This window comes from Streptomyces nigra (assembly GCF_003074055.1).
In the GTDB taxonomy this organism is placed as follows: Bacteria; Actinomycetota; Actinomycetes; order Streptomycetales; family Streptomycetaceae; genus Streptomyces; species Streptomyces nigra.
In genome coordinates, this window is record NZ_CP029043.1 from 1,178,834 (window position 1) to 1,205,085 (window position 26,252).

The 26,252-nt window shown below is 70.9% G+C and carries 24 protein-coding genes; 1 reads left to right on the forward strand and 23 read right to left on the reverse strand.

Annotation, left to right across the window (positions count from 1 at the left end; translation table 11 throughout):
* Positions 1 to 30 precede the first annotated feature (30 nt).
* The 6 genes from carB to pyrR all read right to left on the reverse strand — a co-directional run bounded on the left by carB (position 31) and on the right by pyrR (position 8,046).
* Complete coding sequence (gene carB, locus DC008_RS05425) at positions 31 to 3,339, reverse strand: carbamoyl-phosphate synthase large subunit (protein ID WP_108705964.1); 3,309 nt, start codon at positions 3,337 to 3,339, stop codon at positions 31 to 33.
* Positions 3,332 to 4,474 carry a glutamine-hydrolyzing carbamoyl-phosphate synthase small subunit gene (gene carA, locus DC008_RS05430; protein WP_108705965.1) on the reverse strand — a complete coding sequence of 381 codons (1,143 nt, stop codon included), beginning with the start codon at positions 4,472 to 4,474 and terminating at the stop codon, positions 3,332 to 3,334. The genes carB and carA overlap by 8 nt, the downstream gene beginning before the upstream one ends.
* Positions 4,471 to 5,052 (reverse strand): PH-like domain-containing protein, encoded by a 582-nt coding sequence (locus DC008_RS05435; protein ID WP_108705966.1) that lies wholly within the window; start codon positions 5,050 to 5,052, stop codon positions 4,471 to 4,473. Before DC008_RS05435 ends, carA begins: the two co-directional genes overlap by 4 nt.
* On the reverse strand, positions 5,049 to 6,335 hold the full coding sequence (locus DC008_RS05440) for a dihydroorotase (RefSeq protein WP_108710575.1): 1,287 nt from the start codon (positions 6,333 to 6,335) through the stop codon (positions 5,049 to 5,051). Before DC008_RS05440 ends, DC008_RS05435 begins: the two co-directional genes overlap by 4 nt.
* 5 nt (positions 6,336 to 6,340) lie before the next feature.
* The gene (locus tag DC008_RS05445; RefSeq protein WP_108705967.1) at positions 6,341 to 7,372 is read right to left on the reverse strand and encodes an aspartate carbamoyltransferase catalytic subunit; all 1,032 of its coding nucleotides are present in this window, start codon (positions 7,370 to 7,372) and stop codon (positions 6,341 to 6,343) included.
* A gap of 101 nt (positions 7,373 to 7,473) precedes the next feature.
* Positions 7,474 to 8,046, reverse strand: a complete 573-nt coding sequence (pyrR, locus tag DC008_RS05450) for a bifunctional pyr operon transcriptional regulator/uracil phosphoribosyltransferase PyrR (protein WP_108705968.1) — start codon at positions 8,044 to 8,046, stop codon at positions 7,474 to 7,476.
* Positions 8,047 to 8,298: 252 nt separating this feature from the next.
* On the opposite strand from pyrR, the gene bldD reads away from it, so the two are divergent.
* Entirely contained in the window at positions 8,299 to 8,802 is a 504-nt protein-coding gene (gene bldD, locus DC008_RS05455; protein WP_004002691.1) for a transcriptional regulator BldD, read from the forward strand.
* 215 nt (positions 8,803 to 9,017) lie between these two features.
* Here bldD and nusB read toward each other — a convergent pair whose 3' ends face one another.
* The 17 genes from nusB to DC008_RS05540 all read right to left on the reverse strand — a co-directional run bounded on the left by nusB (position 9,018) and on the right by DC008_RS05540 (position 26,205).
* Positions 9,018 to 9,452 (reverse strand): transcription antitermination factor NusB, encoded by a 435-nt coding sequence (gene nusB / locus DC008_RS05460; RefSeq protein ID WP_055623771.1) that lies wholly within the window; start codon positions 9,450 to 9,452, stop codon positions 9,018 to 9,020.
* Positions 9,453 to 9,454: 2 nt separating this feature from the next.
* Positions 9,455 to 10,021: an elongation factor P gene (efp, locus tag DC008_RS05465; RefSeq protein ID WP_043498973.1), complete on the reverse strand. Its 567-nt coding sequence runs from the start codon at positions 10,019 to 10,021 to the stop codon at positions 9,455 to 9,457.
* Between the two features lie 51 nt (positions 10,022 to 10,072).
* On the reverse strand, positions 10,073 to 11,179 hold the full coding sequence (locus DC008_RS05470; protein ID WP_108705969.1) for an aminopeptidase P family protein: 1,107 nt from the start codon (positions 11,177 to 11,179) through the stop codon (positions 10,073 to 10,075).
* Positions 11,180 to 11,529: 350 nt separating this feature from the next.
* Entirely contained in the window at positions 11,530 to 12,375 is an 846-nt protein-coding gene (locus tag DC008_RS05475) for a Pro-rich N-terminal domain-containing protein (RefSeq protein ID WP_108710576.1), read from the reverse strand.
* A 168-nt stretch (positions 12,376 to 12,543) separates the two neighbouring features.
* On the reverse strand, positions 12,544 to 13,635 hold the full coding sequence (aroB, locus tag DC008_RS05480) for a 3-dehydroquinate synthase (RefSeq protein WP_108705970.1): 1,092 nt from the start codon (positions 13,633 to 13,635) through the stop codon (positions 12,544 to 12,546).
* Positions 13,632 to 14,150: a shikimate kinase gene (locus tag DC008_RS05485; protein ID WP_108705971.1), complete on the reverse strand. Its 519-nt coding sequence runs from the start codon at positions 14,148 to 14,150 to the stop codon at positions 13,632 to 13,634. Before DC008_RS05485 ends, aroB begins: the two co-directional genes overlap by 4 nt.
* Positions 14,147 to 15,331, reverse strand: a complete 1,185-nt coding sequence (gene aroC, locus DC008_RS05490; protein WP_108705972.1) for a chorismate synthase — start codon at positions 15,329 to 15,331, stop codon at positions 14,147 to 14,149. The genes DC008_RS05485 and aroC overlap by 4 nt, the downstream gene beginning before the upstream one ends.
* A gap of 182 nt (positions 15,332 to 15,513) precedes the next feature.
* Complete coding sequence (locus DC008_RS05495; RefSeq protein WP_108705973.1) at positions 15,514 to 15,855, reverse strand: hypothetical protein; 342 nt, start codon at positions 15,853 to 15,855, stop codon at positions 15,514 to 15,516.
* Positions 15,856 to 15,912: 57 nt separating this feature from the next.
* Positions 15,913 to 16,764, reverse strand: coding sequence for a shikimate dehydrogenase (locus DC008_RS05500; RefSeq protein ID WP_108705974.1), 852 nt, complete (start codon positions 16,762 to 16,764; stop codon positions 15,913 to 15,915).
* A gap of 14 nt (positions 16,765 to 16,778) precedes the next feature.
* Complete coding sequence (mltG, locus tag DC008_RS05505; RefSeq protein ID WP_108705975.1) at positions 16,779 to 18,503, reverse strand: endolytic transglycosylase MltG; 1,725 nt, start codon at positions 18,501 to 18,503, stop codon at positions 16,779 to 16,781.
* 546 nt (positions 18,504 to 19,049) lie between these two features.
* The gene (ruvX, locus tag DC008_RS05510; protein ID WP_055623832.1) at positions 19,050 to 19,514 is read right to left on the reverse strand and encodes a Holliday junction resolvase RuvX; all 465 of its coding nucleotides are present in this window, start codon (positions 19,512 to 19,514) and stop codon (positions 19,050 to 19,052) included.
* Positions 19,515 to 19,549: 35 nt separating this feature from the next.
* Positions 19,550 to 22,222 (reverse strand): alanine--tRNA ligase, encoded by a 2,673-nt coding sequence (gene alaS, locus DC008_RS05515; protein WP_108705976.1) that lies wholly within the window; start codon positions 22,220 to 22,222, stop codon positions 19,550 to 19,552.
* Positions 22,222 to 22,572: a hypothetical protein gene (locus tag DC008_RS05520; RefSeq protein WP_108705977.1), complete on the reverse strand. Its 351-nt coding sequence runs from the start codon at positions 22,570 to 22,572 to the stop codon at positions 22,222 to 22,224. Before DC008_RS05520 ends, alaS begins: the two co-directional genes overlap by 1 nt.
* Before the next feature lie 8 nt (positions 22,573 to 22,580).
* The gene (locus tag DC008_RS05525; protein WP_107096827.1) at positions 22,581 to 23,036 is read right to left on the reverse strand and encodes a DUF948 domain-containing protein; all 456 of its coding nucleotides are present in this window, start codon (positions 23,034 to 23,036) and stop codon (positions 22,581 to 22,583) included.
* A 203-nt stretch (positions 23,037 to 23,239) separates the two neighbouring features.
* The gene (gene rpsD / locus DC008_RS05530; protein WP_062674288.1) at positions 23,240 to 23,854 is read right to left on the reverse strand and encodes a 30S ribosomal protein S4; all 615 of its coding nucleotides are present in this window, start codon (positions 23,852 to 23,854) and stop codon (positions 23,240 to 23,242) included.
* A 294-nt stretch (positions 23,855 to 24,148) separates the two neighbouring features.
* Positions 24,149 to 25,504 (reverse strand): replication-associated recombination protein A, encoded by a 1,356-nt coding sequence (locus DC008_RS05535; protein ID WP_108705978.1) that lies wholly within the window; start codon positions 25,502 to 25,504, stop codon positions 24,149 to 24,151.
* A 44-nt stretch (positions 25,505 to 25,548) separates the two neighbouring features.
* Positions 25,549 to 26,205, reverse strand: a complete 657-nt coding sequence (locus tag DC008_RS05540; protein WP_108705979.1) for a vitamin K epoxide reductase family protein — start codon at positions 26,203 to 26,205, stop codon at positions 25,549 to 25,551.
* Positions 26,206 to 26,252: the final 47 nt, after the last annotated feature.

Below are 26,252 nucleotides of genomic sequence, written 5' to 3' on the forward strand. Positions count from 1 at the left end.
CACCGTTTCCGGTGTCCCCCTCGTCTACTGCTAGTCGCGGGCCGCGGTCAGGTGTTCGGCGTGTTCCTGGAGCGATCGGACGCCCACGTCGCCGTGGTTGAGGGCGTCGATGCCCTGGACGGCGGCGGCGAGCGCCTGGACCGTCGTCAGGCACGGCACCGAGCGTGCCACGGCCGCCGTACGGATCTCGTAGCCGTCGAGCCGGCCGCCGGTGCCGTACGGGGTGTTGACGATGAGGTCGACCTCGCCGTCGTGGATGAGCTGGACGATGGTCTTCTCGCCGTTCGGGCCCGTGCCCTCGGACTGCTTGCGCACGACGGTGGCGTTGATGCCGTTGCGCTTGAGGACCTCGGCGGTGCCGGAGGTGGCCATCAGCTCGAAGCCGTGGGCGACCAGCTCGCGCGCCGGGAAGATCATCGAGCGCTTGTCGCGGTTGGCGACCGAGATGAACGCGCGGCCCTTGGTGGGCAGCGGGCCGTACGCGCCGGCCTGCGACTTGGCGTACGCCGTGCCGAAGACGCTGTCGATGCCCATGACCTCGCCGGTGGAGCGCATCTCCGGGCCGAGGACCGTGTCGACGCCGCGCCCGTGGATGTCGCGGAAGCGCGACCAGGGCATGACGGCCTCCTTGACGGAGATCGGCGCGTCGAGCGGCAGCTCGCCGCCGTCGCCGCTCCTCGGCAGCAGGCCCTCGGCGCGCAGCTCGGCGATGGTCGCGCCCAGCGAGATCCGGGCGGCGGCCTTGGCCAGCGGCACCGCGGTCGCCTTCGAGGTGAAGGGGACCGTGCGGGACGCGCGCGGGTTGGCCTCCAGGACGTAGAGGATGTCGCCGGCCATCGCGAACTGGATGTTGATCAGTCCGCGCACCCCGACGCCCTTGGCGATGGCCTCGGTGGAGGCACGCAGCCGCTTGATGTCGAAGCCGCCCAGGGTGATCGGGGGCAGCGCGCACGCCGAGTCGCCGGAGTGGATGCCGGCCTCCTCGATGTGCTCCATGACGCCGCCGAGGTAGAGCTCGGTGCCGTCGTAGAGCGCGTCGACGTCGATCTCGATCGCGTCGTCCAGGAACCGGTCGACGAGGACCGGCCGCGACGGGCTGATCTCGGTGGACTCGGCGATGTAGGACTCCAGCCGGGTCTCGTCGTAGACGATCTCCATGCCGCGTCCGCCGAGGACGTAGGAGGGCCGCACGAGGACCGGGTAGCCGATCTCGTCCGCGATGGCCTTGGCGCCGGCGAAGGTGGTCGCGGTGCCGTGCTTGGGGGCGGGCAGGCCCGCCTCGGCGAGCACGCGGCCGAACGCCCCGCGGTCCTCGGCGGCGTGGATGGCCTCGGGGGACGTGCCGACGATCGGCACGCCGTTGTCCTTCAGCGCCTGCGACAGGCCCAGCGGGGTCTGGCCGCCCAGCTGGACGACGACACCGGCGACCGGTCCGGCCTGCCGCTCGGCGTGGACGATCTCCAGCACGTCCTCCAGCGTCAGCGGCTCGAAGTACAGCCGGTCGGACGTGTCGTAGTCGGTGGAGACGGTCTCCGGGTTGCAGTTGACCATCACGGTCTCGTACCCGGCGTCCGACAGCGCGAAGGAGGCGTGGACGCAGGAGTAGTCGAACTCGATGCCCTGGCCGCTGCGGTTGGGGCCGGAGCCCAGGATGATGACGGCCGGCTTCTCGCGCGGCGCGACCTCGGTCTCCTCGTCGTAGGAGGAGTAGAAGTACGGGGTCTTGGCGGCGAACTCGGCGGCGCACGTGTCGACCGTCTTGTAGACCGGGCGGATGCCGAGCGCGTGCCGCACCTCGCGGACGACGTCCTCGCGCAGCCCGCGGATCTCGGCGATCTGCTGGTCGGAGAACCCGTGCCGCTTGGCCTCGGCCAGCAGGTCGGGGGTCAGCTCGGGGGACTCGCCGAGCTCGTCGGCGATCTCCTTGATGAGGAAGAGCTGGTCGACGAACCACGGGTCGATCTTCGTGGCGTCGAAGACCTCCTCCGGGGTGGCGCCCGCGCGGATGGCCCCCATGACCGCGTTGATACGGCCGTCGGTGGGCCGGACCGCCTCGCGCAGCAGTTCGTCCTTGTCGCCGGGGTCGCCGACGAACGTGAACTGGCTGCCCTTCTTCTCCAGGGAGCGCAGCGCCTTCTGGAAGGCCTCGGTGAAGTTGCGGCCGATGGCCATGGCCTCGCCGACCGACTTCATGGTGGTGGTGAGGGTGGAGTCGGCGCTGGGGAACTTCTCGAAGGCGAACCGGGGGGCCTTCACGACCACGTAGTCGAGCGTGGGCTCGAAGGAGGCCGGGGTCTCCTGGGTGATGTCGTTCGGGATCTCGTCCAGCGTGTAGCCGACGGCCAGCTTGGCGGCGATCTTGGCGATGGGGAAGCCGGTCGCCTTGGAGGCGAGCGCCGAGGAGCGCGACACGCGCGGGTTCATCTCGATGACGATGACCCGGCCGTCCTCGGGGTTCACCGCGAACTGGATGTTGCAGCCGCCGGTGTCGACGCCGACCTCGCGGATCACGGCGATGCCGATGTCCCGCAGGGTCTGGTACTCGCGGTCGGTGAGCGTCATCGCCGGGGCGACGGTGATGGAGTCGCCGGTGTGCACGCCCATCGGGTCGAAGTTCTCGATGGAGCAGACGACCACGACGTTGTCGTGCTTGTCGCGCATCAGCTCCAGCTCGTACTCCTTCCAGCCGAGGATGGACTCCTCCAGGAGCACCTCGGTGGTCGGCGAGAGCGTGAGGCCCTGGCCCGCGATACGGCGCAGCTCCTCCTCGTCGTGCGCGAAGCCGGAGCCGGCGCCGCCCATGGTGAAGGAGGGGCGGACGACGACCGGATAGCCGCCGAGCGTCTCGACGCCCTGGATCACGTCGTCCATGGAGTGGCAGATCACCGAGCGGGCGGACTCGCCGTGGCCGATCTTCTTGCGGACCTCCTCGACGACCTCCTTGAACAGGTCGCGGTCCTCGCCCTTGTTGATGGCCTCGACGTTGGCGCCGATCAGCTCGACGCCGTACTTCTCCAGGGTGCCGGCCTCGTGCAGCGAGATCGCCGTGTTGAGGGCCGTCTGGCCGCCCAGGGTCGGCAGCAGCGCGTCGGGGCGCTCCTTGGCGATGATCTTCTCGACGAACTCCGGGGTGATCGGCTCGACGTAGGTGGCGTCGGCGATCTCCGGGTCGGTCATGATCGTCGCCGGGTTGGAGTTGACGAGGACGACCCTGAGGCCCTCGGCCTTGAGGACGCGGCACGCCTGGGTGCCGGAGTAGTCGAACTCGGCGGCCTGGCCGATGACGATCGGGCCGGAGCCGATGACCAGGACGGACTGGATATCGGTGCGCTTAGGCACGCTGGCCCTCCATCAGAGATACGAAGCGGTCGAACAGGTAGGCGGCGTCGTGCGGGCCCGCTGCCGCTTCGGGGTGGTACTGGACGCTGAAGGCCGGGCGGTCGAGGAGCCTCAGCCCCTCCACCACGTTGTCGTTCAGGCAGACGTGGGAGACCTCGGCGCGGCCGTAGGGGGTCTCGGACGCCTGGTCGAGCGGGGCGTCCACGGCGAAGCCGTGGTTGTGCGCGGTGACCTCGACCTTGCCGGTGGTGCGGTCCTGAACCGGCTGGTTGATGCCGCGGTGGCCGTACTTCAGCTTGTAGGTGCCGAAGCCGAGGGCGCGGCCGAGGATCTGGTTGCCGAAGCAGATGCCGAAGAGCGGGGTCTTGCGCTCCAGCACGCCCTGCATCACGGAGACGGCGTGGTCGGCGGTGGCGGGGTCGCCGGGGCCGTTCGAGAAGAACACGCCGTCCGGGTTCACCGCGTACACGTCGTCGACGGTCGCCGTGGCGGGCAGCACGTGGACCTCGATGCCGCGCTCGGCCATCCGGTGCGGGGTCATGCCCTTGATGCCGAGGTCGACGGCGGCGACGGTGAACTTCTTCTCGCCGATCGCGGGGACGACGTACGCCTCCTCGGTGGCGACCTCGGCGGAGAGGTCGGCGCCCTCCATCTCGGGGGCCTGGCGGACCTCGGCGAGCATCGTGCCCTCGTCGGGCAGGGCGTTGCCGGAGAAGATCCCGACGCGCATGGCCCCGCGCTCGCGCAGATGCCGGGTGAGGGCGCGGGTGTCGACGCCGGAGATGCCGACGACGCCCTGGGCGCGCAGCTCGTCGTCCAGGGAGCGCCGCGAGCGCCAGTTGGAGGGGGTGCGCGCGGGGTCGCGGACGACGTATCCGGCGACCCAGATCCGCTTGCTCTCGGGGTCCTCGTCGTTGACGCCGGTGTTGCCGACGTGCGGGGCGGTCATCACGACGACCTGGCGGTGGTACGACGGGTCGGTCAGGGTCTCCTGGTAGCCGGTCATACCGGTGGAGAACACGGCCTCGCCGAAGGTCACCCCCACGGCCCCGTAGGCTCGGCCGCGGAAGATCCGGCCGTCCTCCAGAACGAGTACCGCGGGAACCTTGCCGGCTCCCCTTGTGGAGGTGGTCATCGTTCGGCGCCTTCCGTGGTGCTGTCGTTGGTCATGGAGTTGAGGGCGTCGACCCAGGCGGTGTGCTCGGCCGCGTGGTCCGAGCGGAACCCGGAGTCGATCAGCCGGTCGCCGTGCGCCCAGGTCACCACGAGCAGGCCGCCCTCGGTGAGGACCTTGCCGGCGATGCCCTTGTCGAGCCGGGCGCCGCGCAGCCGGTCCGCGGGGACGAAGAAGTCGGCCGCGCCGGGGCGTACGACGTCCAGTCCCTCGTCCGTCAGGGTGAGCTCGGCCCGGCTGCGGGTGCCCAGGCCGTGCGCCACGATGCGGTCCAGCCACTGACCGGCGGTGGTGGAGCCGTGGTAGCGGCCGCTCATGCTCAGTCTCGCCGGGCCCGGGTCGTCCGGCGCGCTGGGCAGCGCGGGCAGGTCGCTCTGGAGCGTGCCGCGCCATTTCCAGCCCTCGCGCATCAGCCAGTAGACGAGCGCGACGAACAGACCGAGTCCGACGACCCAGCCCACGCGGGCGGCCCAGTCGGTGACCTCGGCGGACTTCTGGCCCGCGGCGAGTCCGGCTGCGAGGAGTGTTGCAGGTGTCACGTGAGCTTCCCGTCGACGAGCGTGGCCTTGCCCCGGAGCCAGGTGTGGGTGACACGACCCGGCAGCTCACGCCCCTCGTACGGGGTGTTGCGGCTGCGCGAGGCGAAGCCCGCGGGGTCCACGGACCCACGGTATGCCGTGTCGACGAGCGTGAGGTTGGCGGGCTCACCAGCCGAGACGGGGCGGCCGTGGCCCTTGGCCTGCCCGATCTCGGCGGGCTTGGCGGACATGCGCTCGGCGACCCCGGCCCAGGTGAGGAGCCCGGTGTCCACCATGGTCTCCTGCACCACTGACAACGCGGTCTCCAGGCCGACCATGCCCATGGCGGCGGCGGCCCACTCGCAGTCCTTGTCCTCGTGGGGGTGCGGGGCGTGGTCGGTGGCGACGATGTCGATCGTGCCGTCGGCGAGCGCCTCGCGCAGCGCGAGGACGTCCCGCTCGGTGCGCAGCGGCGGGTTCACCTTGTAGACCGGGTTGTAGGTGCGCACCAGCTCGTCGGTGAGGAGCAGGTGGTGCGGGGTGACCTCGGCGGTCACGTCGATGCCCCGGGACTTGGCCCAGCGGACGATCTCGACGGACCCGGCGGTCGACAGGTGGCAGATGTGGACGCGGGAGCCGACGTGCTCGGCGAGCAGGACGTCCCGGGCGATGATCGACTCCTCGGCGACCGCCGGCCAGCCGCCGAGGCCCAGCTCGGCGGAGACGACGCCCTCGTTCATCTGGGCGCCCTCGGTGAGGCGGGGCTCCTGCGCGTGCTGGGCGACGACGCCGCCGAAGGCCTTCACGTACTCCAGGGCGCGGCGCATGATCACGGCGTCGTCGACGCACTTGCCGTCGTCGGAGAAGACGGTGACACCGGCGGCCGACTCGTGCATGGCGCCGAGTTCGGCGAGCTTGCGGCCCTCCAGGCCGACGGTGACGGCACCGATGGGCTGCACGTCGCAGTAGCCGTGCTCCTGGCCGAGCCGGTAGACCTGCTCGACCACGCCGGCGGTGTCGGCGACGGGGAAGGTGTTGGCCATGGCGAAGACGGCCGTGTAGCCGCCGGAGGCCGCCGCGCGGGTGCCGGTCAGGACGGTCTCGGAGTCCTCGCGGCCGGGCTCGCGCAGATGGGTGTGCAGGTCGACCAGGCCGGGGAGCAGCACCTTGCCGGCCGCCTCGACGACCTCGGCGCCCTCGGCGCTCAGCCCGGCGCCGACCTCGGCGATGATGCCGCCGTCGATCAGCACGTCCTGCGGCTCGCCGCCGAGCACCTTCGCACCACGGATCAGGGTCTTGCTCATCGTCTTCACTTCTCCTCGGCCGTGAAAGGGGTGTGCGCGGAGCGCTCGTCGGAAGGGTGGTGGGCGACGGGCGGGCGGGTGTGGGTGACGGCGGGCTCGTTGCCGCCGAGCAGCAGGTACAGGACGGCCATGCGGATGGAGACTCCGTTTGCGACCTGCTCGACGACGGTGCAGCGGTCGGAGTCGGCGACCTCGGCGGTGATCTCCATGCCGCGGACCATCGGGCCGGGGTGCATCACGATGGCGTGCTCCGGCATCCGGGCCATGCGGTCGCCGTCGAGGCCGTAGCGCCGCGAGTACTCGCGCTCGGTCGGGAAGAAGGCGGCGTTCATGCGCTCGCGCTGGACGCGCAGCATCATCACGGCGTCGGACTTGGGCAGGACGGCGTCGAGGTCGTACGACACCTCGCAGGGCCAGGTCTCGACACCGACCGGCACCAGGGTGGGCGGGGCGACCAGGGTGACCTCGGCGCCGAGCGTGTGCAGCAGATCGACGTTGGAGCGGGCGACCCGGCTGTGCAGGACGTCACCGACGATGGTGATGCGCCGCCCGTCGAGGTCGCGGCCGATCCCGGCGTCCCGGCCGACGAGCCGGCGCCGCATCGTGAAGGCGTCCAGCAGGGCCTGGGTGGGGTGCTGGTGGGTGCCGTCGCCTGCGTTGATGACGTGGGCGTCGATCCAGCCGGAGGTGGCCAGTCGGTACGGCGCCCCGGAGGCCCCGTGCCGGATGACGACGGCGTCCACGCCCATGGCCTCCAGGGTCTGGGCGGTGTCCTTCAGGGACTCGCCCTTGGACACGCTGGAGCCCTTGGCGGTGAAGTTGATGACGTCCGCGGACAGGCGCTTCTCCGCGGCCTCGAACGAGATACGCGTGCGCGTGGAGTCCTCGAAGAAGAGGTTGACGACGGTGCGGCCGCGCAGGGTCGGCAGCTTCTTGATCGGCCGGTCGGCGACCCGGGCCATCTCCTCGGCGGTGTCGAGGATCAGGACGGCGTCGTCGCGGGTGAGGTCGGCGGCCGAGATGAGATGACGCTGCATCTGTCAGGCTCCGTAAGGCAGTTCATGAAGGAGATTTCGGGCAGACGGGCGCGCCGGGGCGCACTGAGCGGGCGTACGACGGCGGCGTACGCCGTGCGGCGCTACTGGGGGGTCTGCTTGGCACCGAGCAGCACGGTGTCGCGACCGTCCTCCTCGGCGAGCTGGACCTTGACCGTCTCCCGCAACGACGTGGGGAGGTTCTTGCCGACGTAGTCGGCCCTGATGGGAAGCTCGCGGTGACCGCGGTCGACGAGGACGGCGAGCTGGACCGCGCGCGGGCGGCCGATGTCGTTCAGGGCGTCGAGGGCGGCGCGAATGGTGCGGCCGGAGAAGAGCACGTCGTCGACGAGGACGACGAGGCGGCCGTCGAGGCCGTCACCGGGGATCTCGGTGCGGGCCAGCGCACGCGGCGGGTGCATGCGCAGATCGTCCCGGTACATGGTGATGTCGAGCGAACCGACCGGGATCTTGCGCTCGGTGATCTCCTCCAGCTTGGCGGCGAGCCGCCGGGCGAGGAAGACGCCCCGGGTGGGGATGCCGAGGAGCACCACGTCGTCGGCGCCCTTGGCGCGTTCGACGATCTCGTGGGCGATGCGGGTCAACACCCGCGCGATGTCAGGGCCTTCAAGCACGGGCCGGGCGTCGGACGTCGAGGTGTCCTGCTGCCTGTCCATACGAAAGGGACCTCCTTCTCCGCCTCACGGGACGGACCTTAAAGGACGTCTGGTTTGCGCCATCCACGGTAGCAGGCCCCCGGTACACCCCCTGTCACCCCCTGGCCCAATCGGCCGGCGGCGAAGCGGAAGCGTCGGTGTGGACCATTCGGCTTGACGCACGAGAGTAACGCTGCGTAACCTCACAGTGAGTTACCAACCGCGCGGCATGGAAGCCAAGCCAGTCGCGTCGACCCAGTGCCGGGGAGCTATATGTCCAGCGAATACGCCAAACAGCTCGGGGCCAAGCTCCGGGCCATCCGCACCCAGCAGGGCCTTTCCCTCCACGGTGTCGAGGAGAAGTCCCAGGGCCGCTGGAAGGCCGTCGTGGTCGGTTCGTACGAGCGCGGGGACCGCGCCGTGACCGTGCAGCGGCTCGCAGAGCTGGCGGATTTCTACGGCGTGCCGGTGCAGGAGCTCCTGCCGGGGACCACGCCGGGCGGGGCCGCCGAGCCGCCGCCGAAGCTGGTCCTGGACCTGGAGCGGCTGGCCCATGTGCCGGCCGAGAAGGCGGGTCCGCTCCAGCGGTACGCGGCGACGATCCAGTCGCAGCGCGGTGACTACAACGGCAAGGTGCTGTCGATCCGCCAGGACGACCTGCGCACACTCGCCGTCATCTACGACCAGTCCCCCTCGGTTCTCACCGAGCAGCTGATCAGCTGGGGTGTCCTCGACGCGGACGCGCGTCGCGCGGTCTCCCACGCCGAGGAGAGCTGAGCCTCCCCCAGGCTTGGGCCCACTCAGCAGAAACGTGCCGCCGGGGTGGCCGGAACCGCTTGGTTGCGGCCACCCCGGCGGCCTTCTGCGGCCCTGGGAGCCGCGTCCTGGGGCCGGGTGCCGGGACATGCCGAAGGGCCCGCAGCGCGGATGCTGCGGGCCCTTCGACGTGTTCGCCTGATCGATCCGACCGGACCGATCGGACTGACCGGAAGCTACGCGTCCTCGCGGCGCAGCGACGGCTTCAGATCCTTGAAGCGGCCGAGCAGGCCGTTCACGAACGACGGCGACTCGTCCGTGGAGAACTCCTTCGCCAGCTGGACCATCTCATCCAGCACGACCGCGTCCGGAGTCTCGTCGACCCAGATCAGTTCGTACGCGCCGAGGCGCAGGATGTTCCGGTCCACCACCGGCATCCGGTCCAGCGTCCAGCCGACCGAGTACTGCGCGATCAGCTCGTCGATCCGCCGGGCGCGCTCGGCGTACCCCTCGACCAGCTGCATCGTGTACTCGCTGACCGGCGGCTGCCGGGTGTCCTCGCGGGACAGCCGGACCCAGTCCGCGAGGACGGTGAGGACGCCGACGCCGCGCTGGTCGCCCTCGAAGAGGATCTGGAAGGCGCGCTTACGGGCCGTGTTGCGGGCAGCCACGGTTAGCTGTTCACCCGGCCGAGGTAGTCGCTCGTGCGGGTGTCGACCTTGATCTTCTCACCGGTGGTGATGAAGAGCGGGACCTGGATCTGGTGGCCGGTCTCCAGGGTGGCGGGCTTGGTGCCACCGGTGGAGCGGTCGCCCTGGACACCCGGCTCGGTCTCCTGGACGGTCAGCTCGACGGCGGCCGGCAGCTCGACGAAGAGCACCTCGCCCTCGTGCTGCGCGACGGTGGCGGTGAAGCCCTCGATCAGGAAGTTGGCGGCGTCGCCGACGGCCTTGCGGTCGACCATGAGCTGGTCGTAGGTCTCCATGTCCATGAAGACGAAGTACTCGCCGTCCATGTAGGAGAACTGCATGTCGCGCTTGTCGACGGTGGCCGTCTCGACCTTCACGCCGGCGTTGAAGGTCTTGTCGACGACCTTCCCGGACAGCACGTTCTTGAGCTTGGTGCGCACGAAGGCCGGGCCCTTGCCGGGCTTGACGTGCTGGAACTCGACGACGGACCAGAGCTGGCCGCCTTCGAGCTTGAGCACCATGCCGTTCTTGAGGTCGTTCGTGGAAGCCACGGTTGCGGAATCTCCTGGACTGACGTGGACGACCCCGGCGCACGCACCTGCCTACAGGGCGAGCAGCTCCTTGGTCGTGATGGTGAGTAGCTCGGGTCCGCCGTCCGCCTCGGGGCGGACGACGAGCGTGTCATCGATCCGGACGCCGCCCCGGCCCGGGAGGTGGACCCCCGGTTCGACGGTGACCGGCACGCAAGCGTCCAGTTTACCCATGGCCGCGGGGGCCAACTGCGGGTCCTCGTCGATTTCGAGTCCGACACCGTGGCCCATGAGCGACGGCAGGCCCTCATGGTGCCCCGCGGAGTCCAGGACCTGGCGCGCGGCGCGGTCCACGTCACGGTACGCCGCACCCGGCGCCAGACTCTCCCGTCCGGCGCGCTGAGCGGCGAAGACGAGATCGTACAGCTCGATCTGCCAGTCCGCGGGGGACGTGCCGATCACGAAGGTGCGGCCGATCTCGCAGCGGTAGCCGCGGTAGGTCGCGCCGAGACAGACGGAGAGGAAGTCGCCCTCCTCGACCCTGCGGTCGGTGGGCCGGTGCGCACGGCGGCCGGAGTGCGGGCCGGTGGCGACGGCCGTCGGGAAGGCGGGGCCGTCGGCGCCGTGGTCGACGAGGCGGCGCTCCAGCTCCAGGGCGAGGTGGCGTTCGGTGCGGCCCACCAGGATGGACTCCAGGAGTTCACCGAGGGCCTGGTCGGCGATCTCCGCGCCGATCCTGAGGCAGGAGATCTCCTCCTCGTCCTTGACGACCCTGAGCTGTTCCACGGCGGTGCCGAGGCCGGCCAGGCGCAGTTGCGGCGCGGTCTCGTGGACGGCCCGGTGCCGGGAGACGGTGAGGTGGTGCTCCTCCACGGCGAGCGAGTCCGCGCCCTGGGCCGCGGCGAGGCGGGCGGCGGCGACGGCGGCGTCCCCGCCGGGGCGGGGCAGGGTGTGGATCAGCAGTGCCTCGTCGGGGCGGCCCTCGTAGGGGCGCTCGTCGGGCGGCTCGGCGCAGACGAGCAGGTCTTCGGTCTTGCCGAGGAGCAGCGCGGCTCCCCGCGGGGCGGCGCCCGCGAGGTAGCGGACGTTTGCGGGGCGGGAGATCAGCGCGGTGGCGCTGCCGCTGGCTTGGCAGCGGTCCCTCAGGCGGGAGCGGCGGGTGGCGTACACCTCTGACATGACCCGAGCGTATGAGCTCCGCGGGGTTGGCGCCGGTTGGGAGCCGCTGAGTGGGCGGTGCGGGTGTTGTTGTCGGCCTCGGCCGGTGGGGGTGCTTGCGCAGTTCCCCGCGCCCCTGGGGGGTGGTCGTGCTTGCCTTCACGCCTCGGGCCGGTGGGGGTTGAGCGCGCAGTTCCCCGCGCCCCTGGGGAGGTGCGTGGTCGGGCTTGTTCGTCGGCCTCGGGCCCGTAGGGGTTGATCGCGCAGTTCCCCGCGCCGCCAGGGGGGTGGGTGGTGAGCCTCGTTCGTCGGTCTCCGGCCCGTGGGGGTTCCCCGCGCGGTTCCCCGCGCCCCTCGAGACGTGCCGGTGCTTACCAGGCTGGGGGGCTGGCGATGGAGCGGGAGAGGACCTCGTCGAGGATCTGGGCTGTCTGGGGGACGTCCAGTTGGGAGTTGTCGATGATGGGGAGACCCGAGCCGTACCAGCCGGCCATGCGGCCGTGGATGCGGGCGACCTCCTCGTCGGTGAGGCGGCGGTTGCCCGAGCGTTCGGCGTTGCGCTCCAGGACGATCTCCAGGCCCGGGAGGAGGACGACCGGCAGCAGGCCGGGGCCGACGTGGCGCTTCCAGCCGCCGAGGCCGACAACCGGCCGGTCGGGGAAGACGGCGTCGTCGAGGATGCACGAGATCCCGTTGGCCAGGAAGTTGCGCGCGGCGAAGCCGCAGGTGCGGCGGGCCAGGCGGTACTGGGCCTCGGAGTGGTCGTTCCAGCCGGACTGGGGGTCGGCGAAGCCGGAGCGGACCCATTCGCGGACGTCGTCGAGGCTGATGTGGGCGGTGGGCACCCGGCGGTGGTCCGCCCAGTACTTGGCGACGCTCGTCTTGCCCGCGCCGGCCGGGCCGATGAGCAGCACCGCGAGGGTCGTGGACGCCGGGTCGGGGGCCGTGGTGGCGGGCGGGGCGCTGGGCATGCCGACGGGGCCGCCGGGCGGCAGTGGGACATGGCCCGTGGTCTCGGGCGCCGGCGGGCCGTAGCCGTGCTGCGGGGCGGGCGCCGGGGGTCCCGGGGGTGCGAAGCCCGGCGGCACGGGCGCGGACCCCTGCTGCGGCGCGGACCCCTGCTGGGCTCCCTGCGCTCCGGGGTGGTGCGCGGCCGGCGACCAGCCGTGCCCCGGCTGGTGGGGCGGCGGCAGCGGAGAACCCACTGCGTGCTGCATCCGGTGCCACTCCGTCTCGTCGTCCATGGCCATTGGCGCTGGCAGCGGGGCCCGGCCCCGCTCCCTACCGAACGGTACCGCCCCTGGCCGTCGTTTGGTGAACGGCCGGGGGCGGTCCGAAGTGCCCATCGCCACAGGCGAATCGGGCACAATCGTGCGTCCGTGGACTTACTGGCCGACTTCGCCGTACGCGCCCAGCAGGACGGCCGGGTCCGGTCCCTCCAGGACGGTCGGCTTGGCCAGGCCGTCCAGGACGATGAAGCGCAGCAGGTCACCGCGGGACTTCTTGTCGACCTTCATGGTCTCCAGCAGCTTGGGCCACTGGTCGTAGCGGTAGTGCAGCGGCAGCCCGACGGACTCGAGGATCGTGCGGTGCCGGTCGGCGGTGGCGTCGTCCAACCGCCCCGCCAGGCGCCCGAGTTCGGCGGCGAAGTGCATGCCGACGGCGACGGCGGCACCGTGCCGCCACTGGTAGCGTTCGTTCTTCTCGATGGCGTGGCCCAGCGTGTGGCCGTAGTTGAGGATCTCCCGCAGGCCGGACTCCTTGAGGTCCGAGGAGACGACCTCGGCCTTCACCCGGATCGAGCGCTCGATCAGCTCGGCGGTGTGCGGGCCGTCGGGGGTGCGCGCGGCCTGCGGGTCCGCCTCGATGAGTTCCAGGATCGCCGGGTCGGCGATGAAGCCCGCCTTGATGATCTCCGCGAGCCCGGAGACGTAGTCGTGGACGGGCAGGGAGTCCAGCGCGGCCAGGTCGCACAGGACCCCGGCGGGCGGGTGGAAGGCGCCGACGAGGTTCTTGCCCTCGGCGGTGTTGATGCCGGTCTTGCCGCCGACCGCCGCGTCCACCATGGCCAGCACGGTGGTGGGGATGGCGATCCAGCGCACGCCGCGCAGCCAGGTCGCGGCCACGAAGCCGGCGAGGTCCGTCGTGGAGCCGCCGCCGACGCCGACGACGACATCGGTGCGGGTGAAGCCGGACTGGCCGAGCGCCTTCCAGCAGTAGGCGGCCACCTCGGCGGTCTTGGCCTCCTCCGCGTTCGGGACCTGGATGGCGACCGCCTCGAAGCCCTGGCCGGCCAGGTCGGCCCGCAGCGCCTCACCGGTCTCGGCCAGCGCCTCCGGGTGGATGACCGCGACCCGCTTGGCCCGGTCCCCGATCAACCCGCCCAGCTCGCCCAGGAGCTGACGGCCCACCAGGACCTCGTACGGGTCGCTGCCCGCGCTGCCGCCGACCTGGATCCGCGTCACTGCCTCGGTCATGCGTCCTTCAACTCCAGTGCGTCCAGCGCGGCTTCGGTGACTTCTTCGGGGGTGCGGCCGTCGGTGGCCACGACGACCGTCGCGACCTCCTCGTACAGCGGGCGGCGGGCCTCCATGAGCTCGCGCCACTGCTTGCGCGGGTTGACCGCGAGCAGCGGGCGGGCGGCGTTGAGGCCGGTGCGCTTCACGGCCTCCTCGACGTCCATGGAGAGGTAGACGACCCGCTGTCCGGCGAGCAGGGCCCGGGTGCCGGCGTCGAGGACCGCCCCGCCGCCGAGCGCCAGGACGCCGTCGTGCTCCTCGAGCGCCCGGCGTACGGCCTGCTTCTCCATCGCGCGGAAGGCGGCCTCGCCGTCGTCGACGAAGATCTCGGAGATGGTGTGGCCCTGCTCGGCCACGATGTCGTCGTCGGTGTCGCGGTAGCCGACGCCGAGCCGCTCGGCCATCAGCCCGCCGACGGTGGACTTGCCCACGCCCATCGGCCCGACCAGCACCACCACGGGCGCCCCGCTCATCGGATGGCCAGGTGGTCGAGGTACGACCGGACGTTGCGGCGGGTCTCGGCGACCGAGTCGCCGCCGAACTTCTCCGCGACCGCATCCGCGAGGACGAGCGCCACCATGGCCTCGGCGACGATGCCGGCGGCCGGGACCGCGGAGACGTCGGAGCGCTGGTGGTGGGCCTGCGCGGCCTCGCCGGTGGTGACGTCGACGGTCTTCAGGGCGCGCGGAACGGTGGCGATCGGCTTCATCGCGGCGCGGACCCGCAGCAGCTCACCGGTGGTGAGACCGCCCTCGGTGCCGCCGGAGCGGCCTGAGGTGCGCCGGATGCCGTCCTCGGTCCGCACAATCTCGTCGTGCGCCTTGGAGCCGGGCACGCGGGCCAGTTCGAAGCCGTCGCCGAGCTCGACGCCCTTGATGGCCTGGATGCCCATGAGGGCACCGGCGAGCCGGGCGTCCAGCTTGCGGTCCCAGTGCACGTGCGAGCCGAGGCCGACCGGGACGTCGTAGGCGAGGACCTCGACGACTCCGCCCAGGGTGTCGCCGTCCTTGTGGGCCTGGTCGACCTCCGCGACCATCGCCTTGGAGGTGTCGGCGTCCAGGCACCGCAGCGGGTCGGCGTCCAGCTTCTCGACGTCGGCCGGGGTCGGGTACACGCCCTGCGGGGCCTTGACGGAGCACAGCTCGACGACATGGCTGACGATCTCGATGCCGGTCGTCTCCTTGAGGTACGACCGCGCCACGGCGCCCAGTGCCACACGGGCGGCCGTCTCCCGGGCGGACGCCCGCTCCAGGATCGGCCGGGCCTCGTCGAAGCCGTACTTCTGCATGCCGGCGAGGTCGGCGTGGCCGGGGCGGGGCCGGGTCAGCGGGGCGTTGCGGGCGAGCCCGGCCAGGATCTCCGGGTCGACCGGGTCGGCCGCCATGACCTGCTCCCACTTGGGCCACTCGGTGTTGCCCACCATGATCGCGACCGGGGAACCGAGGGTGAGGCCGTGCCGGACGCCGCCGAGGAAGGTGACCTCGTCGCGCTCGAACTTCATGCGCGCACCGCGTCCATAGCCGAGGCGGCGCCGGGCCAGGTGGTCCGCCACCATCTCCGTGGTGATCGGCACGCCGGCGGGAAGGCCCTCCAGCGTCGCGACGAGTGCGGGGCCGTGGGACTCCCCCGCGGTCAGCCAGCGCAACCTGCTCAACGGTGCTCCTCGATGCTCGCGCCCTGGTACTGCACTGCGTACGCGCGTCTGCGCGTACCGCGACGGCGGCCAGGTGCGCGGCCCGGGCCCGCCACCTCCGATCCTCCCACGTCCGGGCCGGGCCACCGGCCGCCGGTCCATCTGGCGGACGGCCGGTGGACAGCCGACGGACGGCCGCGAGGTCAGACGGAGGGCTCACCCTGGCCGCGCGGCGGGGCGTAGGAGCCGAGGAAGTCGGCGCCGCTCGGCTGCCCGGCGGGCTGCTGGGGCTGCTGCTGCGGGGCGTACGGACCGAGGAAGTCCGCTCCCCTGGCCTGCGCGGGCTGGGGCGCCATGACGGGCGCCTGTCCCTGGCGCCGCGCACGCCGCTGGTCGAGCTTGCGCTTGCCCTTGAAGACCCAGGACCCCACCACGAGGAGCACGATCAGGCTCAGGACGGGAATCTGGATCCAGTCCGGCATGAACTGGAGGACGACCTCGAATATCTCGCTCTTGCCGGACGCGATCGGCACACCTGTGGACACGGTGTCGTGCTCCCCCTGTGAAGACTGTGTTCCGCCCCCTGCGGAACTCAGCGGATCTTAGCGGTCCGCCAGCGCGCGCTCCCCCGCTTTTCGCATCGCCTCCAGCGGCGCGGGGGCGTGCCCGGTCATCTGCTCCACCTGGAGCACGGCTTGGTGCACCAGCAGGTCGACGCCGCTGACCACGGCCCCGCCGAACATGGACCAGCCAGCCGCGAGCTCGGTCGGCCAGGGGTCGTACAGCACGTCGAAGAGGGTGGCGGGGCGCTCGGGCACGGCGTGCGCGAGCGCGTCTGTGGTGCCCGCGGGGGTCGTCGCGATCACCAGCGGGGCGCGCAGAGCCTCGGCGGCGTCGGCCCAGTCCGCCGTACGGACCTCGATGCCGAGCCGCTCGCCCCACTGCCGCATCTCGGCGGCGCGCGCCTCGCTGCGGACGTATGCCACGACCTCGCCGGTGCACACCCGGGCCAGCGCGGCCAGCGCCGAGGACGCGGTGGCGCCGGCGCCGAGCACGGCGGCCGAGCCGACCTCCTCGATACCGCGTTCGCGCAGGGCGGCGACCATGCCGGGGATGTCGGTGTTGTCGCCGACGCGGCGGCCGTCCTCGGTGACGACGACGGTGTTGACGGCCTCGACCGAGGCGGCCGTCTCGCTGATCTCGTCGAGCAGCGGGATGACGGCGCGCTTCAGCGGCATGGTCAGCGACAGCCCGGCCCACTCCGGTCCGAGCTCGGCGAGGAAGCCGGGCAGGGCCGCCTCGTCGACCTCGAAACGGTCGTACGACCAGCCGGTGAGCCCGAGTTCGGCGTAGGCGGCGCGATGCAGCACCGGGGACAGGGAGTGCCGGATGGGGGAACCGAGCACCGCCGCCCGGCACCGCCCGCCCGTCGCGGCCTTGGCGGAATCGTTCACTGCGTCCGTCGTTCCTAGCTCTTCTTCCTCGACGCGTTGAACTCCTCGACCAGCTTCTCGTGGTCCTTCAGCGTCTTGGTGAACTTGCTGGTCTTGCCGTCCAGCGAGATGAAGTAGTACCAGCCGTCCTTCGTCGGGTTCAGCGCGCCCTTGAGCGCGTCCTCACCCGGGTTGTCGATGGGGCCGGGCGGCAGACCCTTGACGAAGTACGTGTTGTACGGATTGTCGTAGCGCCGCAGCTCGGCGATGCTCAGGTCGATCTTGCTCTGGTTCTTGATGTAGTTGTACGTGGAGTCGAACTCCAGGGAACCGTAGGTCTCCGGGTTCCCGGGCTTGAGGCGGTTGTAGACGACCTCGGCCATCTTGCGGAAGTCGTCGTGGCTGGTGCCCTCGGCCTGGACCAGGCTGGCCACCGTGAGCACCTCCCACGGGCTGTCGAGGCCGAGACCGGCGGCCTTCTTCTCCAGCCCCATCTCCTCGTACTTCTCCGTGGCCCGCTCGACCATCTCCTTGAGCACGGTCGCCGGCTTCTGGCCCTTGCTGGCCGCGTAGCTGGACGGGTAGAGGAACCCTTCCAGCGGGTCCTTCACATTGGGCTGGTCCAGCGCCCAGTCGGGCAGGCCGAGCTCCTTGTACTGCGTCTTCGCGACCTTGGCCGTGGTGCCGTCCGCGACCCCGAGGCGCTGGTCGATCAGCGCGTAGACGGCGACGTTCCGCGAGCCCTCGGCGATGATCAGGTTGGACCGGCTCTTGGGGCTGAGCATCAGCTCGACGGCGCTGGCCGCCGACATCTGCTTCTGCATGGTGTAGACGCCGTCCTGGATGGACTTGCCGTCGGCGTTGTCGTTCTGCGCGGACACGAACGCGTCCACGCTCTGGATGACACCGGCCTCCTTCAGCTTCTGTCCGATGACGTACCCGCCCGCGCCCTTGGGGATGACGACGGTGACCTGCTGGCCGTTGCCGTCCCCCGCGTAGTCCGGCGCCGGGCCGAAACGGTCCTGGTAGAACTGGTAGCCGAAGTAGACGACCCCGCCGGCCACACCCGCGAAGATCAGGGTGAGGACCAGGCAGGCCGGTCCGCCGCGACGTTTCTTCGGTTTCTTGCCGCCGCGCCCCGACCGCTCGCCGCGCGCGTCCGTGTCGTCGTCATCGTCGTCGCCCCCTCCCGCGAAGAAGGCGTGTTCGCCCTGGTCGGGGCCAGGGTCCCAGCCGGTGTCCGGCTCGGGCTCGCGCTCGGCGGCACGCCGGGTGGGCGGCTCCGGCGGCGGATAGGCGTCCTGGGTGCCGTAGTAGTCCTGCTGCCCGCCCCCGTAGGCGCCTTGCTGCTGCGCGTACGGGTCCTGCGGATGGCCGTACGGGACCTGCTGGTGGCTGCCCGTGGCCCACCCGCCGTCGTACGACTGCTGCTGCCCGTGACCCTGCTGCTGCCCCTGGCCCTGCTGGCCGTAACCCTGCTGCTGGTCCGCGTACTGCTGCGGGTACTGCTGCTGGCCGTACCCGGTCTGCTGCCCGTCGTTCCACTCGTTGTACTGCTGCTGCGCCTGCTGGGCGTAGTACTGCTGCTCGGCGTAGCGCTGCTGGTCGTACTGCTGCTGCGGGTCGGCGTACTGCTGCTGCCCGTCGCCGTAGCCCTGCTGGTCGCCGTGCTGGGCCTGCTGGGCGTTCCACCCGCCGTCCCCGAGGTACGGGTCGTCCTGCCAGCGATCGGAGCCGTCGCCCCGGCCATATTCAGTCATCGGAGCGGTCGACACGCCGGAGTTCGCCGTGGGGAGCGAGGCCGTGCGTGTCTTCCTCCTCTCGGGTGAAGCGGCCGCAGCCGTCGGCCCGTCGCGGCAGGTGGGCCCCGTGGTGTCGCCCGACGACGTCAGGGCCAGGTCGCGGACACGGCCTAGCACTGTTCATGACAGAAGTGTCCGTACGTCCGGACACCGCTCGCCGCAGCATTGCCTGGTGGATGTGCGCCCCTAGAACTCGTGGTCCGACCGGCAGCGGGCCACGCACGGGCCGCGGGCCGGCCTGCCCGGCCAGGCCCGTGTGGGTCCGTCCACGCACCTGAAGCGTGGTCACCGATCGCACCTCCTCCACGCGGTGACCGGGGCCGGTCACCTCGCTTCCGCCGTCGGCGGCGGGTCCCGGCCTGCAGGCCGGGGGCGGGTGACCGGTTCCCTGGAACCGCGAGACGGTCGGTCCCTGAGCGATCGGGCCCAGTTGCCGTCCGGTCTCCGTAAGTACGGCGGCTGTTCGACCGCCGCCGTATCGCGCGGAACGTTACCGTATCGCGATCAGATAACCACTTCGACGCCCTCGCCGGGTGCTTTGCCTGACACCCGTTCGGATTCGAGGGCCTGCTGCAGGATGATCACCGCCGCCGCCTGGTCGATGACCGAACGGCCCTTCTTGGACTTCACGCCCGAGGCGCGCAGTCCCTGACTGGCCGTCACGGTCGTCATGCGCTCATCGACGAGTCTGACCGGGACGGGCGCGATCATGCGGGCGAGTTCCTGGGCGAAGCCCCGGACCTTGACCGCGGCCGGGCCTTCGCCGCCCTTGAGGGAGCGGGGCAGACCGACGACGACCTCGATCGGCTCGTACTCCTCGACGAGCTGCCGAAGGCGCCGCTGGGCCGCCGGGACGTCCCGGCCCGGGACCGTCTCCACCGGGGTGGCGAGGATCCCGTCCGGGTCGCAGGAGGCGACGCCGATCCGGGCATCGCCCACGTCGACGGCGAGGCGCCGGCCGCGGCGCATGCCCCGGCCGTCGCCGCTCGCCTGTGTGTCGGAGCTCACTTGGCCGTGTCCGCCACGAGCCGCTCGACCGCGTCGACGGCCTCGCCGAGTGCGGCCGGGTTCTGGCCGCCGCCCTGGGCCACGTCCGGCTTGCCGCCACCGCCGCCACCGAGCGTCTTGGCGGCCGTACGGACGAGGTCACCGGCCTTGAGGCCGCGCTCGCGGGCGGCGTCGTTGGTGGCGATGACCGTCAGCGGCTTGCCGTTGGTCACGGTGAACAGGGCGACCACGGCGGCGCGTCCGCCCTGGATGCGGCCGCGCACGTCGAGGACGAGCTTGCGCAGGTCCTCGGGGGTGGTGCCGTCCGGGACCTGGCCGGTGACCACCGCGACGCCGCGGATGTCCTTCGCGGACTCGGCGAGCCCGGCGGCGGCCTGGAGCACCTTCTCGGCGCGGAACTTCTCGATCTCCTTCTCGGCGTCCTTCAGCTTGCCGAGCATGGCGGAGACCTTCTCCGGAAGCTCCTCCGGGCGGCCCTTGATCAGCTCCTGGAGCTGGGCGACGACCGTGTGCTCCCGGGCGAGGAAGTTGTAGGCGTCCACGCCGACGAGGGCCTCGATCCGGCGGACGCCGGAACCGATGGACGACTCGCCGAGCAGCTTGACCAGGCCGAGCTGAGCGGTGTTGTGGACGTGCGTGCCGCCGCACAGCTCCTTGGAGAAGTCGCCGATGGTCACGACACGGACCCGCTCGCCGTACTTCTCGCCGAACTCGGCGATGGCGCCCTGCTTCTTGGCCTCGTCGATGCCCATGATGTCGGCACGCACGTCGAGGTCGCGGGCCAGCACCTCGTTGATCTTCTGCTCGACGTCGGTCATCACGGCCGTCGGGACGGCGGACGGCGAGCCGAAGTCGAAGCGGAAGCGGCCGGGCTGGTTCTCGGAACCGGCCTGGGCGGCCGTCGGGCCGAGAGCGTCGCGCAGGGCCTGGTGGGTCAGGTGCGTGGCCGAGTGGGCACGGGCGATGGCCTTGCGGCGGCGGGAGTCGATCGAGGCGTGGGCCTTGGCGCCGACGGTCACCTCGCCGACCTGGACGACGCCCTTGTGCACATAGACACCCGGGACCGGCTTCTGGCAGTCGCGGATCTCGATCACGGCACCGGTGTCGACCTTGATCTTGCCTGTGTCACCGATCTGGCCGCCGCCCTCGGCGTAGAACGGGGTGCGGTCGAGGACGATCTCGACCTCGTCGCCCTCGGTGGCGGCCGGGGAGGAGGCGCCGTCGACGAGGATGCCGACGATCGTGGACTCGCTCTCGGTGTCGGTGTAGCCGATGAAGTCGGTGGCACCGGCCTGGTCGGCGATCTCACGGTAGGCACCGGCTCCGGCGTGCCCGGTCTTCTTGGCCTGGGCGTCGGCCTTGGCGCGCTCCCGCTGCTCCTTCATCAGGCGCCGGAAGCCGTCCTCGTCCACGGAGAGGCCCTGCTCGGCGGCCATCTCCAGGGTGAGGTCGATCGGGAAGCCCCAGGTGTCGTGGAGCAGGAAGGCCTTGTCACCGGGCAGGACGCTACCGCCCGCGGCCTTGGTGTCGCTGACGGCCGTGTCGAGGATGTTGGTGCCGGCCTTCAGCGTCTTGAGGAAGGCGTTCTCCTCGGCGAGGGCGACCTTCTCGATGCGCTCGCGGTCGGTGATGAGCTCGGGGTACTGCTGGCCCATCATCTCGATCACGGTGTCGACCAGGTCCTTCACGACCGGACCGGTGGCACCGAGCAGGCGCATGTTGCGGATGGCGCGGCGCATGATACGGCGCAGGACGTAGCCGCGGCCCTCGTTGCCGGGCGTGACGCCGCCGCCGATGAGCATGACGGAGGTGCGCATGTGGTCGGTGACCACGCGCAGGGAGACGTCCGAGTCGTGGGCGTCGCCGTAGGCCACGCCGGTCAGCTCGGTGGCCTTCTTGATGACGGCCATGGAGGTGTCGATCTCGTACATGTTCTGCACGCCCTGCAGAATCATGGCGAGGCGTTCCAGGCCGAGGCCGGTGTCGATGTTCTTGCTCGGCAGCTCGCCGAGGATCTCGAAGTTGTCCTTGCCGATGCCCTCGCCCCGCACGTACTGCATGAAGACGAGGTTCCAGATCTCCACGTACCGCTCGTCGTTGACGGCGGGGCCGCCCTCGACGCCGAACTCGGGTCCGCGGTCGTAGTTGATCTCGGAGCACGGGCCGCAGGGGCCGGGGACACCCATCGACCAGTAGTTGTCCTTCATGCCGAGGCGCTGGATGCGCTCCTTCGGCACACCGACGACCTCGTGCCAGATGCGCTCGGCCTCGTCGTCGTCCTTGTAGACGGTGATCCAGAGCTTCTCCGGCTCCAGGCCGTAACCACCCTTGTCCTGGGGCGTGGTGAGCAGCTCCCAGGCGTAGGTGATGGCGCCTTCCTTGAAGTAGTCGCCGAAGGAGAAGTTGCCGCACATCTGGAAGAAGGTGCCGTGCCGGGTGGTCTTGCCGACCTCTTCGATGTCCGGCGTACGCACGCACTTCTGGACGCTGGTCGCGCGGGAGAAGGGCGGCTTGACCTCACCCAGGAAGTAGGGCTTGAAGGGCACCATGCCGGCCGGGACGAGGAGCAGAGTCGGGTCGTCCGCGATGAGCGACGCCGAAGGGACGACGGTGTGCCCGCGCTCCTCGAAGAAGCTCAGCCAGCGGCGGCGAATCTCGGCCGACTCCATCAGTGGTCCTCATTCCGGTTGTTCGTGTACGTCGTGCTGTCGATGACGTACGACTTCGGCTGCTTGTGGTTCTCGATGGCGGAGTACCGCCGGGAAACGGGGAGTTCGGGGCGCTCGTCGATGCCCAGGGCCTCGTGGAGCTCGGCCTCCCGCCGGGCCATGTTGTCCCGGACGTCGAGGGCGAAGCCGACGGCGCGGTCCTTGATGCGGTGACCGGCGTCGAGGGCCTTGTTCGCCGCGGTCGCGGCGAGGCTCTCGGGGGTCAGCTGCTTCAGCTTCCGGTTGACCTTGGTGGTGGCCCAGACACCGGCGGCGACGCCCGTGCCGAACCAGAACGTACGGCGGAACATGCTGGGCCTCAGTCCCTCTTCCCGCGGTTTCGCTTCTCCCGCCGCGCGGCCGGCACGGTACGGCCGACGATCACGGTGCGCCTGGAGCCGGAGGCCTTGGCCGGCTCGCCGTCCTTGCGGCCGAGGGCCCGGCGCACGCCGTAGCCGAAGGCCGCGACCTTGACCAGGGGGCCTCCGAAGGTGGAGGCGACGGTGGTCGACAGCGCGGAGGCGTTCGACGTGACCTCCTGGACGTCGGAGGCGATCGCGTCGACCCGGTCGATCTGGGTCTGCGCGGAGCGCACCGCCGAGGAGGCGTCTGCGAGGAGCGGCACGGCCTGGTCGGTCACGTCCGCGACCAGCTTGGTGGTCGCCTTCAGCGTCTGGGCCAGCCTCGCCAGCGCCACGGCGAGGAAGGAGACCAGGATCGCCCAGAAGACCGCCACCAGAATCCCGGCAACCTCTCCACCGGACACTGTGTGCACCCGCTCCCTGATATGTGCCTTCGCATCGGTCTGCATCGAAAAAGTCGTGCACCGAGCCTATCGCGCCGTCGATGCGCCGCCGTACCGGATTACCCTCCGCGCACGGCCGCGTCGCCGCGGACGCGAAAGCCCGCCGCCGCCCCACCGGGAAGGTGGGGAGACGACGGGCTCCGGTGCGCTGGGGTGCTACGGCCGCCGAAGGATCAGCGGGCGTAGTACTCGACGACGAGCTGCTCGTCGCAGATCACCGGGATCTCCTTGCGGTTCGGCTCGCGGTCCAGGCGGAACGCCAGGGCCTTGAGGTTCACCTGGAGGTAGCGCGGGGTCTCACCCTCGGGGGCGAAGCCACCCTCGCGGGCGATCGAGAAGAGCGTCTTCTCGCGGCTGCGCTCGCGGACCATCACGACGTCGTCGGGCTTGACGCGGAAGGACGGCTTGTCGACCTTCTGGCCGTTGACCTCGATGTGGCCGTGCACGACCATCTGACGGGCCTGGTAGATGGTGCGGGCGATGCCCGAACGCAGGACCAGGGCGTCGAGGCGGCGCTCGAGCTCGATGATCAGGGCCTCACCGGTCTTGCCCTGAACCTTGGAGGCACGCTCGTAGGCGCGGACGAGCTGGCGCTCGGACACGTCGTACTGCGCGCGCAGACGCTGCTTCTCCAGCAGACGGACCTTGTAGTCCGAGTTCTGCTTGCGGCCGCGGCCGTGCTCACCCGGCGGGTAGGGACGGGCCTCGAAGTACTTGACGGCCTTCGGGGTCAGCGCGATGCCGAGGGCACGCGACTTCTTGACCTTGGGGCGGGACTGGTTCGCCACGATCTCTCATTTCTGGATGTTCGGCTCGTCAGGGTTGAGGGAGGTCGCAATCCGCAGCCGGGGAAACCCTCCTCGTCCTCGCGGACGGGGTGGGCAGCCGCTCCCTGGTCTGGGCACATACGTGCAGCACGCGAGTGGCCCACCGACCGGTTCCGTCCGGGGACGGAGGGTGGTGGGCTGCCCGCGACACCATTCGAACGGTGCGCGACGCTCCTGGAACCCACTGGGGGTTCCGGCTGACCGTCCCGTTCTGACTGCACGGGACACAGCACTTCGGAGCAGTTTACAGGGTGCTCAGGACCGCTTGCGACCGAGGTGCTTCCTGGTCCACTCCACGGCGTCGGCGTAGCGGGCCTCGCCGCCGTGCCGGGTCGGGGTGTAGTACTCGCGGTCCTTGAGGGCGTCGGGCGCGTACTGCTGTTCGGCGATGCCCTCGGCCAGATCGTGCGGGTACACGTACCCCTGCGCGTGCCCGAGCTTGGCGGCGCCCTTGTAGTGCCCGTCGCGCAGATGGGGCGGCACGGGTCCCGCCATGCCCTTGCGTACGTCGTCCAGGGCGGCGCCGATGGCGGTCGTCGCGGCGTTGGACTTCGGGGCGAGCGCGAGGGCGATCGTGGCGTGGCTGAGGGTGAGCGCGGCCTCCGGGAAGCCGATCATGGCGACGGCCTGGGCCGCGGCGACCGCGGTCGGCAGGGCGTGCGGGTCGGCGAGCCCGATGTCCTCGCTGGCGGAGATCATCAGGCGCCGGGCGATGAAGCGGGGGTCCTCGCCGGCCTCGATCATCCGGGCCAGGTAGTGCAGGGCGGCGTCCACGTCGGAGCCGCGGATCGACTTGATCAGGGCGCTGGCCACGTCGTAGTGCTGGTCGCCGTCGCGGTCGTACTTCACGGCGGCCCGGTCGACGGTCTGCTCCAGCGTTGCCAGGCTGATCTCGCTCTCGTCCTGGTCGAGGGCGGCCCCGGCGGCGGCCTCCAGCGCGGTCAGGGCGCGGCGGGCGTCGCCCCCGGCGATGCGCAGCAGGTGGTCCTCGGTGTCCTCGGGGAGGGCGACGGCGTCCCTGAGGCCGCGTTCGTCGCTCAGCGCGCGGCGCAGGAGGTCCCGGATGTCGTCGTCGGTCAGCGGTTCGAGGGTGAGCAGCAGGGAGCGGGAGAGCAGCGGGGAGATGACCGAGAAGTAGGGGTTCTCGGTGGTGGCGGCGATCAGGGTGACCCAGCGGTTCTCCACGGCGGGCAGGAGGGAGTCCTGCTGGGCCTTGCTGAAGCGGTGGATCTCGTCGAGGAAGAGGACGGTCTCCTGGCCGTAGCCGCCGGTGGCGCGGCGGGCGCCGTCGATGACCGCGCGGACCTCCTTCACCCCGGCGGTGATGGCGGAGAGCTCCACGAAGCGTTTGTTGGTGGCCTTGGAGACGACGTAGGCCAGGGTGGTCTTGCCGGTGCCGGGCGGGCCCCAGAGGATCACCGAGGAGGGGCCGGCGGGGCCCTTGGCGCCCTCGCCGACCAGGCGGCGCAAGGGTGAGCCCGGCTTCAGCAGATGCCGCTGGCCCACCACCTCGTCGAGGGTGCGGGGGCGCATCCGTACCGCCAGGGGACTCCCCGCGGGGTCTTTCTCCTGGCGTTCCTCTGCGGCTGCGGTGAACAGGTCGGGCTCCACTCTGGAAACCCTAAATCACCGCACTGACAACGCGGCCCGCGAGGTCAGCTGGTCCAGAAGTCCCACCAGCGGGTCAGGACCAGCATCCCGATGACGCCGATGTGCAGCACGGGCAGGACCCAGGTGAACTCGCCGAAGAAGCCCTTCAGCCAGTTCGGGGCGGGCAGCAGGCCGTTGCGGACGTTGAACGAGGTCACGTACCAGAACATGACGATCGTCGCGACCCAGGCGAGCGAGCACCACAGGCACAGCGCGTTGATGTTGTACAGCGACTGGTACATCAGCCAGGCGCAGAAGACGACGCCGAAGAAGGTGCCGGCGTTGAGGGTGAGCCAGTACCAACGCGGGAAGCGGGCGCGGCCGAGCAGGCTCATGCCGACGCAGATCACGATGCCGTAGGCGACGAGGCCGAGCATCGGGTTGGGGAAGCCGAAGACGGCGGCCTGCTTGGACTCCATGACGCTGCCGCAGGAGACGACGGGGTTCAGGCTGCACCCGGGGGTGAACGTCTTCCCCTCGACCTTGGCCTCGAGCAGCTTGAACTTGTCGATCGTGATGACCCAGGCGGCGAGCAGTCCCGCGGCGCCGGTGATCACCAGCAGCAGGGCGAGCGCCCGGCTGCCGCCGACCGACCGCGTGGCGGACGGTGCGGGCTCCGACTCGGGCTCGGTGGAGACGTCTTTGACTGTCGTCTTGCTCATCACGCCGATTCCGTCACTTGAGACTTGGAGTTTCCCCGGACAGGGCA